The organism is Rothia similimucilaginosa, from assembly GCF_029850875.1.
In the GTDB taxonomy this organism is placed as follows: domain Bacteria; phylum Actinomycetota; class Actinomycetes; order Actinomycetales; family Micrococcaceae; genus Rothia.
In genome coordinates, this window is record NZ_JAOVAM010000003.1 from 55,092 (window position 1) to 70,437 (window position 15,346).

Annotated in this window: 14 protein-coding genes and 1 pseudogene; 3 read left to right on the forward strand and 12 right to left on the reverse strand. The window is 61.2% G+C overall.

The genetic code is table 11. The features are described from left to right. Positions 1–50 precede the first annotated feature (50 nt). Positions 51–509: a pyridoxamine 5'-phosphate oxidase family protein gene (locus tag QFX05_RS03075; protein ID WP_279740818.1), complete on the reverse strand. Its 459-nt coding sequence runs from the start codon at positions 507–509 to the stop codon at positions 51–53. 94 nt (positions 510–603) lie between these two features. Between QFX05_RS03075 and QFX05_RS03080 the strand changes: the two genes are divergently transcribed. Continuing rightward, positions 604–2,370: a DUF7059 domain-containing protein gene (locus QFX05_RS03080; protein ID WP_279740819.1), complete on the forward strand. Its 1,767-nt coding sequence runs from the start codon at positions 604–606 to the stop codon at positions 2,368–2,370. Between the two features lie 2 nt (positions 2,371–2,372). Further along, positions 2,373–2,876: a pyrimidine dimer DNA glycosylase/endonuclease V gene (locus QFX05_RS03085; RefSeq protein ID WP_279740821.1), complete on the forward strand. Its 504-nt coding sequence runs from the start codon at positions 2,373–2,375 to the stop codon at positions 2,874–2,876. Between the two features lie 244 nt (positions 2,877–3,120). Here QFX05_RS03085 and QFX05_RS08385 read toward each other — a convergent pair. The 7 genes and pseudogenes from QFX05_RS08385 to trhO form a co-directional block, all read right to left on the reverse strand. After that, positions 3,121–3,207, reverse strand: a pseudogene (locus QFX05_RS08385) (luciferase); the annotation flags it as partial. Positions 3,208–3,245: 38 nt separating this feature from the next. Then, the gene (locus QFX05_RS03095) at positions 3,246–3,896 is read right to left on the reverse strand and encodes a cation diffusion facilitator family transporter (protein WP_279740827.1); all 651 of its coding nucleotides are present in this window, start codon (positions 3,894–3,896) and stop codon (positions 3,246–3,248) included. Then, the gene (cmtR, locus tag QFX05_RS03100; RefSeq protein ID WP_049353865.1) at positions 3,893–4,252 is read right to left on the reverse strand and encodes a Cd(II)/Pb(II)-sensing metalloregulatory transcriptional regulator CmtR; all 360 of its coding nucleotides are present in this window, start codon (positions 4,250–4,252) and stop codon (positions 3,893–3,895) included. The genes QFX05_RS03095 and cmtR overlap by 4 nt, the downstream gene beginning before the upstream one ends. A 547-nt stretch (positions 4,253–4,799) precedes the next feature. Further along, positions 4,800–5,759, reverse strand: a complete 960-nt coding sequence (locus QFX05_RS03105; protein ID WP_279740831.1) for an amino acid oxidase — start codon at positions 5,757–5,759, stop codon at positions 4,800–4,802. 544 nt (positions 5,760–6,303) lie between these two features. Further along, positions 6,304–7,428, reverse strand: a complete 1,125-nt coding sequence (locus QFX05_RS03110; protein WP_279740833.1) for an LLM class flavin-dependent oxidoreductase — start codon at positions 7,426–7,428, stop codon at positions 6,304–6,306. Positions 7,429–7,686: 258 nt separating this feature from the next. Beyond that, entirely contained in the window at positions 7,687–8,184 is a 498-nt protein-coding gene (locus tag QFX05_RS03115) for a GyrI-like domain-containing protein (RefSeq protein WP_279740834.1), read from the reverse strand. Then, positions 8,184–9,095, reverse strand: coding sequence for an oxygen-dependent tRNA uridine(34) hydroxylase TrhO (gene trhO / locus QFX05_RS03120; protein WP_279740835.1), 912 nt, complete (start codon positions 9,093–9,095; stop codon positions 8,184–8,186). The genes QFX05_RS03115 and trhO overlap by 1 nt, the downstream gene beginning before the upstream one ends. 224 nt (positions 9,096–9,319) lie before the next feature. Here trhO and QFX05_RS03125 point away from each other — a divergent pair, with 224 nt between their 5' ends. After that, on the forward strand, positions 9,320–12,115 hold the full coding sequence (locus QFX05_RS03125) for a DEAD/DEAH box helicase (RefSeq protein WP_279740836.1): 2,796 nt from the start codon (positions 9,320–9,322) through the stop codon (positions 12,113–12,115). 57 nt (positions 12,116–12,172) lie between these two features. Here the strand turns inward: QFX05_RS03125 and QFX05_RS03130 are convergent, their stop codons facing one another. The 4 genes from QFX05_RS03130 to QFX05_RS03145 form a co-directional block, all read right to left on the reverse strand. Further along, positions 12,173–12,730 (reverse strand): Rv3654c family TadE-like protein, encoded by a 558-nt coding sequence (locus tag QFX05_RS03130; RefSeq protein ID WP_279740837.1) that lies wholly within the window; start codon positions 12,728–12,730, stop codon positions 12,173–12,175. Beyond that, the gene (locus QFX05_RS03135) at positions 12,717–13,229 is read right to left on the reverse strand and encodes a TadE family type IV pilus minor pilin (RefSeq protein WP_279740839.1); all 513 of its coding nucleotides are present in this window, start codon (positions 13,227–13,229) and stop codon (positions 12,717–12,719) included. The genes QFX05_RS03130 and QFX05_RS03135 overlap by 14 nt, the downstream gene beginning before the upstream one ends. An 81-nt stretch (positions 13,230–13,310) precedes the next feature. Then, positions 13,311–13,922, reverse strand: coding sequence for a DUF4244 domain-containing protein (locus QFX05_RS03140; RefSeq protein WP_279740842.1), 612 nt, complete (start codon positions 13,920–13,922; stop codon positions 13,311–13,313). A 129-nt stretch (positions 13,923–14,051) separates the two neighbouring features. After that, the gene (locus tag QFX05_RS03145; RefSeq protein ID WP_279740844.1) at positions 14,052–15,338 is read right to left on the reverse strand and encodes a type II secretion system F family protein; all 1,287 of its coding nucleotides are present in this window, start codon (positions 15,336–15,338) and stop codon (positions 14,052–14,054) included. Positions 15,339–15,346: the final 8 nt, after the last annotated feature.

The following is a 15,346-nucleotide window of genomic DNA, read 5'->3' on the forward strand; positions in this document are numbered from 1 at the left end:
GTGGTGTGTGCACGGGTACTGGAGCGCACCGCACCCGCTTACCTGCGCTTCTAGCTGGTGAGAGTGTCAGAGTCTGGGTGGGTTCCGTCCAGGTATGCGGGCAGCAGCGGGTATTCGCGGCCGTACACAGTCTGCGGCACGATACGCACCCACTGCATTTCGTGGGTTTCGGAGTCTGGCAGGTCGAAGGTGCGCACAATCTGCGGGGTCATTTCCGGCGGCAGCCAGTGGGCTATACCGACCACGATGACGGAGCGGATGCCGTCTTCGAGGGTTTCGTCGATTTCGAAGGCGACGCGGCGGCTGACCACCACGGAGGAGAACTTGTTGCCGCGGGTGGTGCGGATGTAGATTTCCTGTTTGTCGTCTTGGTGGGTAACGGCGTAGAGCACGGGCAGCACATCGACGTGCTGTCCGTCAGTGAGGATGAGGCGGCCGAGAGTGTTCGCGTGCAGACGCTCCCAACACTTGTCGACGCTAATACTTTCATCGGGGTACAGGTTACTCATGGTTTCAGTGTATGCGATGGGGTGACTGCTCTTGGAGTAGGTTACAGTTTTGGTCAGCAAGTGGAGCGCTGTTCGAGTGCGTAGAATGGTGTGCATGACTATTTCTGCCGCCACTTTCGCTCCCGAGTACGCCGCTGTTGCGGATGCTCCCCGCAGCGATGATTACGCCCGCCTGACCCGCATCCGTGAACGCCTGCTGGCGTTGAACTACAGCTATGACGCTGTGCAGGAGCTACTGGGCGTTGAGGCGGCTGAGGCATTGGCTCGTGACCAGGTGGTGCCGGGCCTGTGGCGTGTGGAGCAGATTCTGCGCGGCGATTACAGCGTGGAGGAGAAGAACCTGGCGCGCCTGCTTGCGTTTTTCCTGCTGGCTCGCCCGCTCACTGAGGCTGAGGCAACCGAGGTTTTCGGCAAGGCTCTGGTTGATTTCGAGGATGCCGCGCTGATTGAGCGCGACACTGCGGATTCTGCCCGCTGGACTGCAAGCGTTAATGTACGCCCGCACGCCGCCGATGACGGCACCGAAATCTTTGTTGCCGCTGACCTGGGTGCGCATCAGCGCCCCGGCATCCTCCGTAAGGATCACGTGCTCGGCATTGGTCACGCCTCCCTAACTCTTGCGCAGATTACCGAGCGCACCCCCGTCAAGCGTGCTCTGGATGTGGGTACCGGTTGCGGTATTCAGACCTTCCACCTGCTCGCCCACGCTGAGCACGTGACCGCCACCGATATTTCGGAGCGTGCGCTGGCGTTCACCCGTTTTAACCTGCTGCTGAACGCGCAGGCACTCAATATTGATCCGCAGAACCCGCAGGTGCGCGTGAGCCTGCGTGAAGGTTCCCTGCTGGAGCCGGTTGCCGGTGAGCTTTTCGACCTGGTGGTGTCGAACCCGCCGTTCGTGATTACCCCGCGTGTTGCCGGTGAGAGTGCGCAGGAGCAGTTCACCTACCGTGACGGCGGCCTGCCCGGTGACGAAATTGTGAGCACGCTGGTGCGTCAGCTGCCGTCGGTGCTGGTGCCCGGTGGTCGCGCGCAGATGCTGGGTAATTGGGAGATTATTCGTGATTCTGAGGACCCGGAAGCACCGCGTCCGTGGGATGAGCGCCCGCGCGCCTGGGTTGCTGACGGCGGTGCAGAGGCGTGGTTTATTCAGCGTGAGGCGCTGACCCCCGCCTCCTACGCGGAGACCTGGTTGAAGGATGCGAGTGAGAACCGCGACCGTAGCCACTACGAGCAGACCTATGTGGCGTATCTGAACGATTTCGCTTCCAGGAACGTTCATTCTATTAGTTTCGGCATGATTTGGTTGCGCCGCCCGACCGAGGCGACCGCGGCAGGCCTGACCGAGCCCCTGCAGCGTTTCGAGGAGATTACCTACCCGATTCAGCAGCCCATCGCCCTCGCCCTCACTGAGTCTGTGCGCCGCTACGACCGTCTCGCCGCTATGGACGATGAGGCAATCCTCACCGCACACCTGGAGGTCGCCGAGGACGTCACTGAGGAACGCCACGGCCGCCCCGGCGCCGAGCATCCCAGCGTCATTTTGTTGCGTGCTGGTTCGGGTCTGTGCCGCGCCCAGCTGCTCTCCACCGAGACGGCGGGCTTTGCTTCGGCGAGCGATGGTGAGCTTGCCGTGGGTCAGATTGTGGCGGCTCTTGCCATGCTACTGTCATGGCCCGAATACGATGAGGCTGCCGCCGCGGCACGCGGTACGCAGGAGCAGCATCCGCGCGACACTCTGCTGCACGCGGTGCGTGAGCTGGTGCTCAAGAGCTTCTTGCACTTTAGTGACGAGCACGCGGGCGCAGAATCGGCTGGTGAAAATGCCGCTGAGGCACATGCGGCAGAAGCGCAGGGCTAGGCGTGCGTATTTGGTCCCTTCACCCCTGCCTACTCGATCGGCGCGCCCTGGTCGCTTGTTGGCGTGAAACCCTGCTGGCGCAGAAGGTTCTGCGGGGTCTGACTCGCGGGTACACGAACCATCCGCAGCTGATTCGTTTTCGTGCCCATCCGCAGCCGCTGGAGGCGGTTGCCGCCTACCTGTCCGGACTGGCGGATGAGGCGGATGCCCGCGGCTACTCGTTCAACCGCACACTGATTGGTGCGGGCGAACACGGTGCGGGCGAGAACGGTGCCGACAAGACAGAAAGCCCGTACGCTTCGGTCGCACTGATTCCCGTTCCTTTGGGTCAGTTGGAGTACGAGCTTGCCTTTCTGCAGCACAAGGTGGCGGGGCGCGACCCCGAGTGGGAGCACCGGTTGAACAAGCGCCTGGCGGCGCGCGGCGAGCTGGCGGCGTGTGCGCATCCGCTGTTTGAGGCGGTTCCGGGCGCTATTGAGCCCTGGGAAAAGACGAAGGACTTTTAGACAGAAGGATTTCTAAGAAGGTGAGCATAGTAATGCCCCGGCGGAACCCTTGCGGGTGCCTGCCGGGGCATCGCTGTATGTGTGGCTAAGCTGTATGGAAACAAGCATCTCAGCGCATTACAGAGCGCTGGAAACAGCTTGGCACGGGGTCTACCCCAGGACCTTCACCTCAGAGTCTTTACTTGGTGGTTAGTGCGGGCTTATTCTCCTTCACGATTGCGTCAAGCATCTTCAGGTTGAAGTCCACACCCAGCTGCAGTCGACCCGCCGCAATGAGATCGGCCATGGCGGCAAGTTCAGCCATGTAGAGCGGGTTTTCGTAGCGCATATCTGGGTTGCAGCACTGGCTCTTCATCGTCGGGTGACGGGTCAGTCGTCCTCGTCTTCGAGGTCCCCTAGCACTTCGAACGGCGACTCGACGTCGCCGCGCCAGGCCTCCAGGCCTTCGCGCACCGCGAGCACCGCCACGACCAGCGCCGCGACCGAGTCAGCCCACCACCAGCCGAACAGGCTGTCGAGGACGAGGCCGATGAACACTGCGCCGGAGAGGTAGATGCACAGGATGAGCTGCTTGGCGTCGGCCATCACGCTCTTGGAGCCCAGCTCCCGCCCGGTGCGGACCTCAATCCACGCCAGCAGAGGCATGACGACCAGGCTCAGCGCGGTGATACCGAGACCAAGCGGGCTGTGGTCGGGGCCCTCCTGGCCGACCAGGGCCAGCACCGCGTCGATCGAGACGTAGGCCGCCAGCGCGAAGAACGCGATGCCGATGGCCTTGACGGTGACCGTTTCCCACCGCTCAGGGTCCTTGCGGGTGAACTGCCAGGTGACGGCCGCGGCCGAGAGTACCTCGACAACCGAGTCGAGCCCGAAGCCAATGAGCGCCGCGGACGAGGCGAGGACGCCTGCCCAGACTGCGACGATTGCCTCGATTACGTTGTACGTGATCGTGAAGCCAACGATGAAGCGGACGCGCCGGTGCAGCATCGCGCGGCGCGCGGTGGTCAGGGTCTCGCTCATGCCCCCGCCGCCGTTCCACAGCAGCCCGACACCGAGCATGCCGGGTCGATGCACGGCGCGGCCTCGTCCACCGCGAGCGTGACGTCGATCAGGGACGTCAGTGCCGCGGCGAGGTGCGGGTTGGCGATCTCGTAGCGCGTCTGGCGGCCCTCGGGCTCGGCAACGACGATTCCGCAATCGCGCAAGCAGGTCAGGTGGTTGGACACGTTCGAGCGGGTCAGCTCCAGCTCGCGCGAGAGCACGGCTGGATAGCTCGGGCCGCTGAGGAGGGTCATCAGAATCCGGGAACGTGTCGGGTCGGCCATGGCGCGGCCGAGCCGGTTCATGACGTCGAGGTGTGAAGCAATAGTCAGCATACGATGACTATACAGTGATAACTGACCGATTGTCCACTTGTGCGGGCTGCCGCACGTGCTCCGCACCCTTGCCCTCAGGAGGCGGCAGAGTTCGCGATCATCAGCGACCACCGCCCATCACGGAAGCGACGGCGGCACGCGGCGAGCTGGCGGCGTGTGCGCATCCGCTTTTCGAGGTGGTTCCGGGCGCTATTGAGCCCTGGGAAAAGAGGAAGGCTTTCTAGACAGGGGGACTTAGAACTTCTGCATCTAAAAACCTTTGCACAAGCTTTTAAAGCGCGGTAAAGCCCCGCTCCCAAACGATGGGGGCGGGGCTTTTACGATGGCAACAGAGTGCTGTCTACTACACCGGGTAGCGCCGGAGCAAGTCACGTATGACACGCGATGCACCCGGACCCTATCGACTGAGTGTGAAGGTACAGGGCTTGAAAACCATTATGTTTGCGCGTGATCTGACAGATTGTTAATTACTGTCTGCGCCGAACGTCGGATCTAACAGAATCCCTGTTTTCTCACTCTCAGCTCTCTAATGTAGAAGACGTCTGCATTAGCACTTACGAATAGTAGAGGTGGTCTGCAGCTCGTTATTCAGCTGAACGTTCGGCACCTCAGCACCCGAATAGGTGATGGTAGCCGAATCTACCTGAGAGGTCAGGGTGAAGCTATCAAAACCGTATCCCCCGTAAACTTCAATCACACCGGGCAGAATATAGACCTGGCCGTAGTACTTAGAACCAGACTGGGTCAGGGTGTAGTCCTTGCTGGTGGTGTAGGTAATGGTGCCGGTAAAGGTTGCGGTACCGTCGCCGTTATCCTTGATGGTCGGCGCAGAAGCATTCCACGTGCCAGCCACATTCGCGTTGCTCAGGTACTTAGCGTTAGTAGCTGGCAAATCGTTCAGACGGCCGGTGAGAGGCTTAGTCCAATACTGAGTAGTTCGCGCAACGCCAATATGGTTGACAGTGTACTGCCAGTTGGAGGTAGTCGAGAGAAGTAGGGTCACCTTGGTGCTAAAGCGTGCGCCCGCCTTCAGAACCGCCTTAGAACCGGGCACGTAACCGGTACCAGTCTTTACTGCGGTGGTGGGTACAGAGAACCAGAAGCCGGTCGCGCTAGTATAAGAGCCGTCACGACCGCTACCAATGTTGGTCACAGGAGTGTAGCTACCCGCACCAACCTTCGACATGCCAGAACCCCTGACGCAACCTTCAGAAGTAACGTTCATGGTCGGGGTGTAGGTACCACCGTTAGCCCAGTATGCCTGGGGGGTGGTGGGTCCATCAAAACCAGAGTTATCGCTCTGGGTATAACCCGGAAAACCACCATTACAAATGGTGGTCACGAAGAGACCGTATTCACTGCCAGCGGTGTTACCGGTGCTCGCCGCGTATGCCGGAACGACGGCGGATGCAGCGATAACGGGGGTCGCCCAGGCTGCACCGGCAGCCAACTGGCGACGGCTCAGACCGGACTGCTGAGCCTCGGTGGACGATTTTTCAAGGGTCATGAGGAGTAGTCCTTAATCTTGTACGTTGAGTGATAATTCACGATGCGCTACCGAAGATGCTCCGAAGGGCAGCCGTAGGAAGAAATGCTCGCCCGCAAGATCATTTTTATCCTTAGGTGAGCGTCTGGCTTACCCACTCCGCAATGCATGATTATCGCTGGAGAATCCTGGGTGGCGTATTAACAATAGACAAAATCCAACGATATTGAAAGTGCATTATGATGTGTTGGTGAAAATAATTTGCATTACGCGCCTTGAGCGATTTATTTTCACCAGGGAAGATGCGTGGCTTTAATCTGACACGCAATACATAACAGCCCTTCACCAGGAACCTAAACCCAAATAAACCCACAAAACCTCCCCCCATCCCCTCAGAAAACCAACATTGACTTTTAAGTAAAGGGGGAAACTTTTTCTACCTCTATGATATTCATCACTTACCACCTGTTGAAGTTAAACATCCTTCAACAAGCTTGCCCTACATCACTCAATCACCAAGTCAGATGACTTTATGAAGCATAACCTACTCCCTATTTTAAATGATTCAAGGGCATGTCATAACAGGATCAAGCCCCCCTTTGGTAGTCAGCGCGGGCTTAATCTCCTTCACGATTGCCTCGAGCATTTTCAGGTTGAAGTCCACGCCCAGCTGGTTCGGGATGGTCAGCAGCACGGTGTCCGCCGCCTGAACCGCTTCATCACGGGCAAGTTCTTCGGCAATATCCGCCGGGTCACCAATGTAGCTACGACCAAAGCGAGAGAAGCTGTTGTCGATAATACCGGTATAATCCTGCGAGTCCTCCGCGGCGCGGCGACCAAAGTAGCGTGCCGAGATTTCATCAATAATGGGCAGCACCGAGCGAGACACCGAAACACGCGGAACACCCGAATTACCCGCCTTCACCCACTCGGAGCGGAAGAGGCGAATCTGCTGCGCCTGCTGCTGATCGAAAGGAATGCCCTTATCCTCCAGCATCAGGGTTGAAGACATGAGGTTTAGGCCCTTCTGTGCGGTCCACACGGCAGTGCTATCAGTGCCTGCACCCCACCAGATGCGGTCACGCAGCCCCGGCGACTGCGGCTGGACGGGGGCGTACTTACCCGCCACGCGAGCACTGGGCGCCATGCCCCCACCCTCAATTGCCTTGAGGAAAATATCAAGGTGGCGGCGCGCCATGTCGCTCTCGTTTTCACCTTCTGCCGGGTAGTAGCCGAAGCTCTCAAAACCGCGGATGACGGATTCGGGCGAACCTCGGGAGACACCCAGCTGCAATCGGCCCGCCGCAATGAGGTCTGCTGTAGCGGCAAGTTCCGCCATGTAGAGCGGGTTTTCGTAGCGCATATCAATGACGCCGGTGCCGAGCTCAATGCGTTCGGTCTTGGCCGCGATTGCAGAGAGTAGCGGGTAGGGAGTTGCCTGCTGTTGGTCGAAGTGGTGCACGCGGAAGAACGCGCCGTCCAGTCCGATATCTTCGCCACCTACGGCGAGGTCGATTGCCTGGTGCAGTGATTCTGCGGCGGAGGGTACACGGGAGCCGGGGACCTCAGCCCAGTGGCCGAAGGAGAGGAAGCCGAGCTTCTTCTCGTCGCCGCGCTTAGGTTCGAGGTGGCTGATGCGAATGGATTCGTCGAGCTGCGGGTCGAGTTGCGGAGTGCCGGGGTTGTTCATAGTTTTTCCTTTGTGGGTTGCGCTCGGGCTTACGTAGTACCGGGCTGGTGGTTTAAATTTAAACCCCAATACTTTACAAGTCAAGTACTTATTGCGGAGTATTACGCACAGAGCAGCGCTCCCCTTCACCGCACGTATCACCCACCCCAAACCCAAAAAAGGGACACAGAAAAGCCCAGCAGCACGAACACATCGCACCACCGGGCCCTTCCTAATCAACATCTAAAACTGCAACTATAACGACAGAAACAAACTGCCCTAGGAACGCTTCGCCAACGGAACCCACAGCTCCATACGGTAATCAGCCGCCTGCATATCGCCGCGACCGTACACCTCAAGACCACCCACCGGGCGGTACTGCGGATTCTTCGCGAAGAACGCCTCCTCAAAGCTCGCAAAACCAGCCGGAATGGACTCCGAAATCGGGCCGGTCACCTCAACCACCGCATAGGTACTCGCAGGCAACTCCAACACGCCCAGACCAAGCTTCACCGCGCTCGCCGGCTCCGACACCAGGAAGCCCGCTGTGTAGCGGACCTGCCCCTTCGGGTTCGGCTGAGTGCACACACCCAGGTACTGGGTCACATTCAGAACATCCAGCATCGCCGGGGACGCCTTCTGATTCAGCTCATCCCACAGCGAGGAGAAGTCGCCATCCAGGGGGAACACCTGCGAAACCCCGGCAACAATCAGCGCCGGGTGCTCCTCAATGCGAGGTTCAGAAATCTGAATCGCACCGCCCTTAGCGAATGCCATTAGGCATTCACCTCAGCTGATTCACGGTCCACCGAGCACTCGGGCACACAGTGGCGCTTCGCGTCATCAGCTGCGCACTCGGGGCAGAGCAGAACCAGCTCACGACAAGAATCATTAGAGCAGTTCTCGAACTTATTAGATGGAGCGCCGCACTGTTCGCACTTGCCGATGGTGACGGTGTCCGGGGTGAACTCCATGTGCATACGCTTGTCGAAGACGTAGAGCGAGCCTTCCCAGAGTTCCTTATCGCCGTACTTCTCGCCGTAACGCACGATGCCGCCGTCAATCTGGTAGATCTCCTTGAAGCCGCGGTTCTTCATGAGCGCGGAGAGAATCTCGCAGCGAATACCACCGGTGCAGTAGGTGACGACCGGCTTGTCCTTAATGTGGTCGTACTTGCCGGACTCGATCTCGCGGATGAAGTCATGGGTGGTGCGCACATCGGGAACGATAGCGTTCTTGAACTTGCCGATCTTCGCCTCGAACGCGTTACGGCCGTCGAAGAAGACCACGTCGTCGCCGCGCTCTTCAACAAGCTTGTTAACCTCTTCAGGCTTCAGGTGCACGCCGCCGCCAACGACACCGTTCTCGTCCACCTGCAGCTCGTCGGGAGCACCGAAAGCCACAATCTCATCACGTGCCTTCACGGACAGGCGGGGGAAGTCTTCCGCGCCACCCTCGGACCACTTGAACTCCATGTTCTTGAAGCCGGGGTACTTACGGGTTTCCTTGGTGTACGCCTTGACCGCGTTGATTTCGCCGCCGAGGGTGCCGTTAATACCGTGCTTGGAAATGAGGATGCGCCCGCGCAGGCCGAGCTTCTCGCAGAGGGCACGCTGCCAGAGCATGACCGCCTGTGGGTCGGCGATGGGGGCGAACTGGTAATACAGAATAATCTTATTTTGAGCCACGAAACTATTTTATCGTCATATACGCCTAAAGCATGCAGATTTTTTGATACATGCGCGCTGGCTACGGGGTCGGCAACACAAAAGCGGTACCGGGGCGGGGTTCGGGCTCAGAGTTAGGCTCGGGGTCGGGGCAGGAGCCGAGCGGATTCAGCGCCAGATTCCGAGCCGTCGTTCAGGGCAGTGCATGACCAGAGGCAGGTCGGGGTGTAGCCGGCCGCTCTACAATGGAACCCATGCCGCACAGCACCCCTTCGCAGAGCACCAACCAGCAGCCCGAACAGCAGCCCACGCACCAGCCCGAGCAGGGGCATGCGGCGCGCCCAAAAACGCTCCGTTACCGTGAGCTGCCCACGAGTGCACAGCAGGTGCTGGCGCCCCTCCTGCCGGAGGCGGAACACACCGGAACCCTGCCCGAGCAGGTAACCCATATTCACACTATCGCCGCTAGGGAGGCGAGCTACGCACCGTGGCCGCAGTGGTTGCATCCGCGTGTGGTGGAGGCTTTTGAATCACTCGGCATTGCCGAGCCCTACGCCCACCAGGTGCAGGCAGCGAACGCTGCCCATGCCGGTCTCGATGCGGCGCTGGCGGCGAGTGCGGCGCGCTACGGCTGGCAGGCGGGGCGCATCGAAGCTGAGCGTATTGAGGGGTCGGCGAAGGCTCCGCACGCCGAAGACGCAAAAAGTGCAGGCAGCGGCGGACACGTGATTGTGGCGACGGGTACCGCCTCGGGCAAGACCCTGAGCTACCTGATGCCCACTCTGGATGCTATTTATCGCGCATTGTACGGTGAGCCGGTGAGCTCAACTTTCTCGTATTCTGGGGTGGAAAACCTTAATAATAGAGCGAATATTCTCTATATTTCGCCGGCGAAGGCACTCTCCGCCGACCAGCTCACCGCCCTCACTTCCTACAACCTACCCGGACTCCACGCGGCAAGCTACGACGGGGACACCCCCATCGGCGAACGCCGCTGGATCCGCGAACACGCCAACTTCATTCTCACCACCCCGGACATGCTCAACTACTCAATTCTGAGCAATCACCGGCAGTGGGCGTCCTTCCTGCGCGGACTGCGTTACGTGGTGCTTGACGAGGCGCACAGCTACCGCGGCGTTTTTGGTGCGCATATCGCCAACCTACTGCGCCGCCTGCGCCGCGTCTGCGCACTCTACCGCACCGTACCCGTGTTCTACGGCGCCTCCGCAACCAGTTCCAACCCGGTCGAGTCTTTCTCCAAGCTCATTGGCGTGCCACAGCAGGCGGTCACAGCCATTACCGAGTCCACCTCCGCACGCGGTAAAACCACCGTCGCGCTCTGGGAGCCTGAATTCATGCCACCCAAGGCGCACGATCAGCTCGCCAAGGATGCCCGCAGCACCCAGCAGCAGGCGGTCCAGTCGAAGGCCGAGCAGGAGGCGCCGCGCCGTGTCTCCCCCGTGGAGCAGGGCGCGCAAATGCTCACCGATCTGGTGCTTTCCCGCACCCGTTCCCTGGTTTTCGCCGGTTCGCGCCGCAGTGTAGAAAACCTCTCACAGAAGACCCAACGCTACCTCGACGAGGTGGAGGCGGGCCTCGCCCACCGCGTCGCTGCATACCGCGCCGGATACACCCCCGAAGAGCGCCGCGAACTCGAACGCAAACTCCGCAACGGCGAACTGCTCGGCTTGGCCAGCACCTCCGCACTGGAGCTGGGCATTGACATCTCCGGACTGGACGCCGTACTCGTGGCGGGCTGGCCGGGCACCCGCGCCTCCTTCATGCAGCGCGTGGGCCGCGCGGGTCGAAGCGGTCAGGACGCGCTCGCCGTGCTCATTGCCGACGACAACCCGCTCGACACCTACCTGGTGCACCACCCGGAGGCAATTTTCGGGCAGGAGGTTGAGGCAACCGTTTTCGATCCGACGAACCCGTACGTGCTCTCCCCGCAACTGTGCGCCGCCGCGCAGGAGGCACCCATCCGCGCCGAAGAGCTGTCCCTCTTCGGGCCGCACACCGCCGCCCTGCTTGATCGACTGGTACAGCAGGGGTACCTGCGTCGCCGCCCGGACGGCTGGTACTGGACGCACGCCGAATCAGCCGCTGACCTGGTCGATATCCGCGGCACCGGCGGCGGACCCTACCAGCTCATCGACACCGAAGACGGCACCGTGGTTGGCACCATGGACGCCGCACACGCCATGAGTCAGGGGCACCCGGGCGCAATCTACATTCACCAAAGCGCGCAATACGTGGTCGAGTCCCTCAGCGAGGGCGAGCGCGTGATTCTGCTCAGCCGCGTCTGCCCGGACTACTACACGCGCGCCATTGAGAGCACCGAGGTGCGTATTCTGGCAGAGCGTGCGCGGGTTAGTTACGGTACGCAAAATGTTGGGAAAGCGGTTCCCGGCGAACCTGCTCCCGGTGATCCCACTCCTGGAGAGCATATTCCCGAAATCTCTATCCCCGAGATTGACACGCAGCAGCTCGCCCCGCTCACCATGCACCGCGGGCAGGTTCAGGTCACCGACCAGGTCACCGGCTACCGGCGATTCTCCGTCTACGGCGGCGAATACCTGGGTGAAGAGGCACAACCCATGCCACCGGAAGTACTCATGACCGAGGCGGTCTGGTTCACCTTCGAGCCCAGCTATCTGTTCGGCGCGGGCGTGACCGAAGAGGACGGCCCCGGCACCCTGCACGCCGCCGAGCACGCCGCCATCGGACTGCTGCCGCTTATCGCCACCAGCGACCGCTGGGACTTGGGCGGACTCTCCACGCTGCTTCACGTGGACACCGGCAGGCCCACCATTTTCGTTTACGATGCTGCACCCGGCGGCGCGGGCATTAGCGAGCGCGGCTTCAACGCGGTTGCGCAGTGGCTGAGCGCAACCCTCGAAGCGATTGAAAGCTGCGGATGCGAAAACGGCTGCCCTTCCTGCGTGCACTCGCCCAAATGCGGCAACCGCAACGAGCCGCTCAGCAAGCACGGCGCACGGGCGCTACTGACGGCGATGCTGCAGAGCATTGTGGAGGCGTAGGTTACTGCAGGAGGCGTAGGCGTACTGGGATGACAACTACCGATGAGCGTAAATAGCCTAGTCGGCTATGCTTTCTGGCGCAGGCGGGTTTTCTGACTCGGGAGGTTCGGGGGCTGAGTTCTGCTCAGCTTCCAGCTCTTCCTCCAGATCGGCAACCTCCGCAGAACTCAGCTCCTCCGTGCTCCCCGTCGCGTGTTCTTCTTCGGGGCGCCCTTCTTCGATGTACTCAGCCCCGGCGCGGGCACGCACCCTCGCCGGACCCAGCGTGCCCATGGGGCCTGCAACCGGGACGACGACCGTCACCTCCACCGTTTCGGGGCGATCCGGAAAAGTGCAGGATTCCAACTGCGCGCCGTAGCGTTCGGCAAGATTCGCAGCAACCGCACACGGGTCCCCCTCAGTGAGCCCGCGGTAGGCGTCCGCTGCCGCAAGCGCACTCAAATCAGCGGCTGCGGACGCCCTGCGGTTCGCGGACGCCACCCCGATGAGCCCGGCAATCACCACGGTCAGAACCAGTAGCGCGGCAATAATGGTGAGGGCGAGGACGGTGCCGCTACCCTCTTCGGTGTGTTCTTCCGCGTACCGGGCAAGGACCGAGCTTTTATTCACCATCATCGCCGGTACTTTCTTCGCTGCTGGCGCCACCTTCAACGCGGGCGTGGGCGTCCGCCCGCAGTACCCAGCCGGTTGCTGACCCGATCAAGCCGGGGGCGGGGCGGCTCACCTGCACGTGCACTTCTCGGACTCGACCCACATCCGTGGCGACCACACCATCAGAAGCGGCAGCATCAGGAGAAACGGAAATCTGCACCCTCTGCGCGGGGTCGACGCGACTGACGGCGGAGCGAATCTGCGCCTCGGAATCTCCGCGGGCGGCAGCTCGTGCAGCCGTTCGCGCGGACTCCTCTACCTTGATCTGCGCAACACCCGTGGAGGCGGCACCCAGGCAGAGGGCGAGCACCACCGTCACGGCGGGTAGGGCGACCGCAAATTCGGCGGTAATCACGCCCTCTTCTGCGGGGCTCTTACGCGGGGTCGAGGGTGCCGGTTCCGCCCCGGCTTTCCCCGCGGAGCAGGTGCGCCACAAAGCACCCAAATTCACATGATCGTTCATTCTTTATTCCTCCCTTCTGACTTGATTTTCCAAAGAACCTAGCATCTAGGGCAAAACCCTACGGAGGGTTTTCTGATACCCCTAGAACAGTCCCGTATTGCCCGCAATCGACAGGGCGTTACGCACAATATCCAGGAGCATGGAACGCACCTCATCTGACTTGAGAATCAGCACCAGCAGACCCGCAAAACCGACCGCCGCAAGCATCACAATGCCGTACTCTGCTGTGGAGGCACCTTCCTCAGGATCCCCCGTCGGGGCGTACTCTTCGAGCACTTTGTCGCCGCTCCCAGCGGGTACATGTTCGGCGCAGCCGGGCGCGTGCTCACCCAGACTGCGGCAGGTGGCGCCACATTCGTCCAGGGTGCAGCCCTCGGCGAGCGCGCGGGCAATAGTCAGCGCCTGCTCGGGGTTCAGGTTGTTCGTGTTCATATCAATCTCCATTTCGTGAGGGTCAATCTTAGGGCCGGTGTGGTTCAGCTCAGCATCGCTAAAAAGCTCAGGGCATTCTTCGCGCAGCTGCTTCATGGTGGTTGCGATGGCAATGGACAGCGGTACGGGACCCAGAATGGTCTGCGTTTCTGCATCGGGTACGGCGGGCTGAATTTCAGACGGAGCGCCGACCGGAGTATTTACCGGAGCGCCGACAGTGTGCAGGTCGTGGCGGATTGCTTCGCAGAGGGTGTTCGTCATTGGTTTTCCTTTCGTTACGCCCTGAATATTCGGGGCGGGGCGGGTGCTCATCCGCGTTGACGGCAGATGGGCGAGGGTCTAAACTTTTGGGCATTTCAGCTAGCCAACAGCGCTTATACGCATGGTTCTTTAGCCGGTCAGCGTGGGCAGTAGCGAAATGAGGATGGGCACAATGCCCAAGCAAATAAAGGCGGGCAGCGAACACAGCCCGAGGGGCACCACGAGCGCTACTGAGAGCTTTCCGGCGGCGCGTTCTGCCGCACGGCGCTCGCTGAGGCGGTGCGCATCAGCAAGGGAGAGCAGCAGCGCCGTGCTGGGTGCACCACCCGTGTAGGCGGGGGCAAGCGCATCCCGCAGCTCGCCGAAGGTTCCCGCGGCGGAGCCTGACCAGGCACTCCCCCAGCCGCTGCCCATCTGTAGGCGCTGGCAGACCGTGTGCAGAGGTCGACTATTGAGTGCCTCGGCAAGGGTGCCCAGGGCGGCAAGCGGCGCAAGCCCAGCTCGCAACTGCGCGGCAAGTAGCTCCAGCACGAGAGCGGTATCAATGGGCACGGCACCGGCTGGTGAGGCAAGCTTTTCCGTCTCAGATTCAGCATTCGCTGTCCGCACACTCTCCACCTCCGCCCGATGCACCAGCGCGGCGGTCCAGCGGCGCCCGGCGAAGGCGAGCCCCAGCCCGAGCAAACCGGTGAGCACCCCGAGAATGGAGCCGGTCAGCACGCCCACGGGGTCACTTCCGATGAGCACACCCAACCCCAGGCCGAGCAACGGTAGCCAGGAGAGGATCCTGCCGGTGGCACGCGGCGCGGCGAGAGCGCTCTGTCGCCCCAGGAGCGCATCAATGCGTTCTTCGGCGTGTTCGGCGGCACGTTCCAGGCTCGTGGCGAGCGGCGCGCCGGCGCTCTCGCTCATACGCAGGCTCAGTTGCAGGTCATGCAGGCGTTCGCGGCTGTGCGGGCGCATCCGGCTGCTGTTTTCGAGTAGCTGGGCGCAGGCGAGGTGTGCGGGTGCGCCCCAGGAGGCAAGTGCGGCAAGCGTCTGCGTGAAACGGCGGATATCTTCGGCACAGCGCTTATGCTCGTAGTCTTCGAAAGAGAGACCTCGTACCCGTCGAGTCTGGGCGCTTTTCCTGGCACTTTTCCGGGCACTTTTCCGGACGGTTGTTTTCTTCGCGTGCGTTTTCCCTGCATCCGGCACCGGTTCATTCTGTCCGAACTGCGCAAACTGTCCGGAGCCCGGGTTGGCGTGCACCGCTTCCTGCAGGGGAATACCGGCGCGTAGGTTCAGTGCGAGGGTGCGTAGCATGAGCGGCCACATGCGCATTTCCTCGGCGCTGGCTGGCCCAGCTAGGCGCTCAGCCCAGCGCTCAGCCCAGCGTTCGCGAAGGCTTCCGTTACTCTTCTCGTTCTGCTTCATTGCTTCCT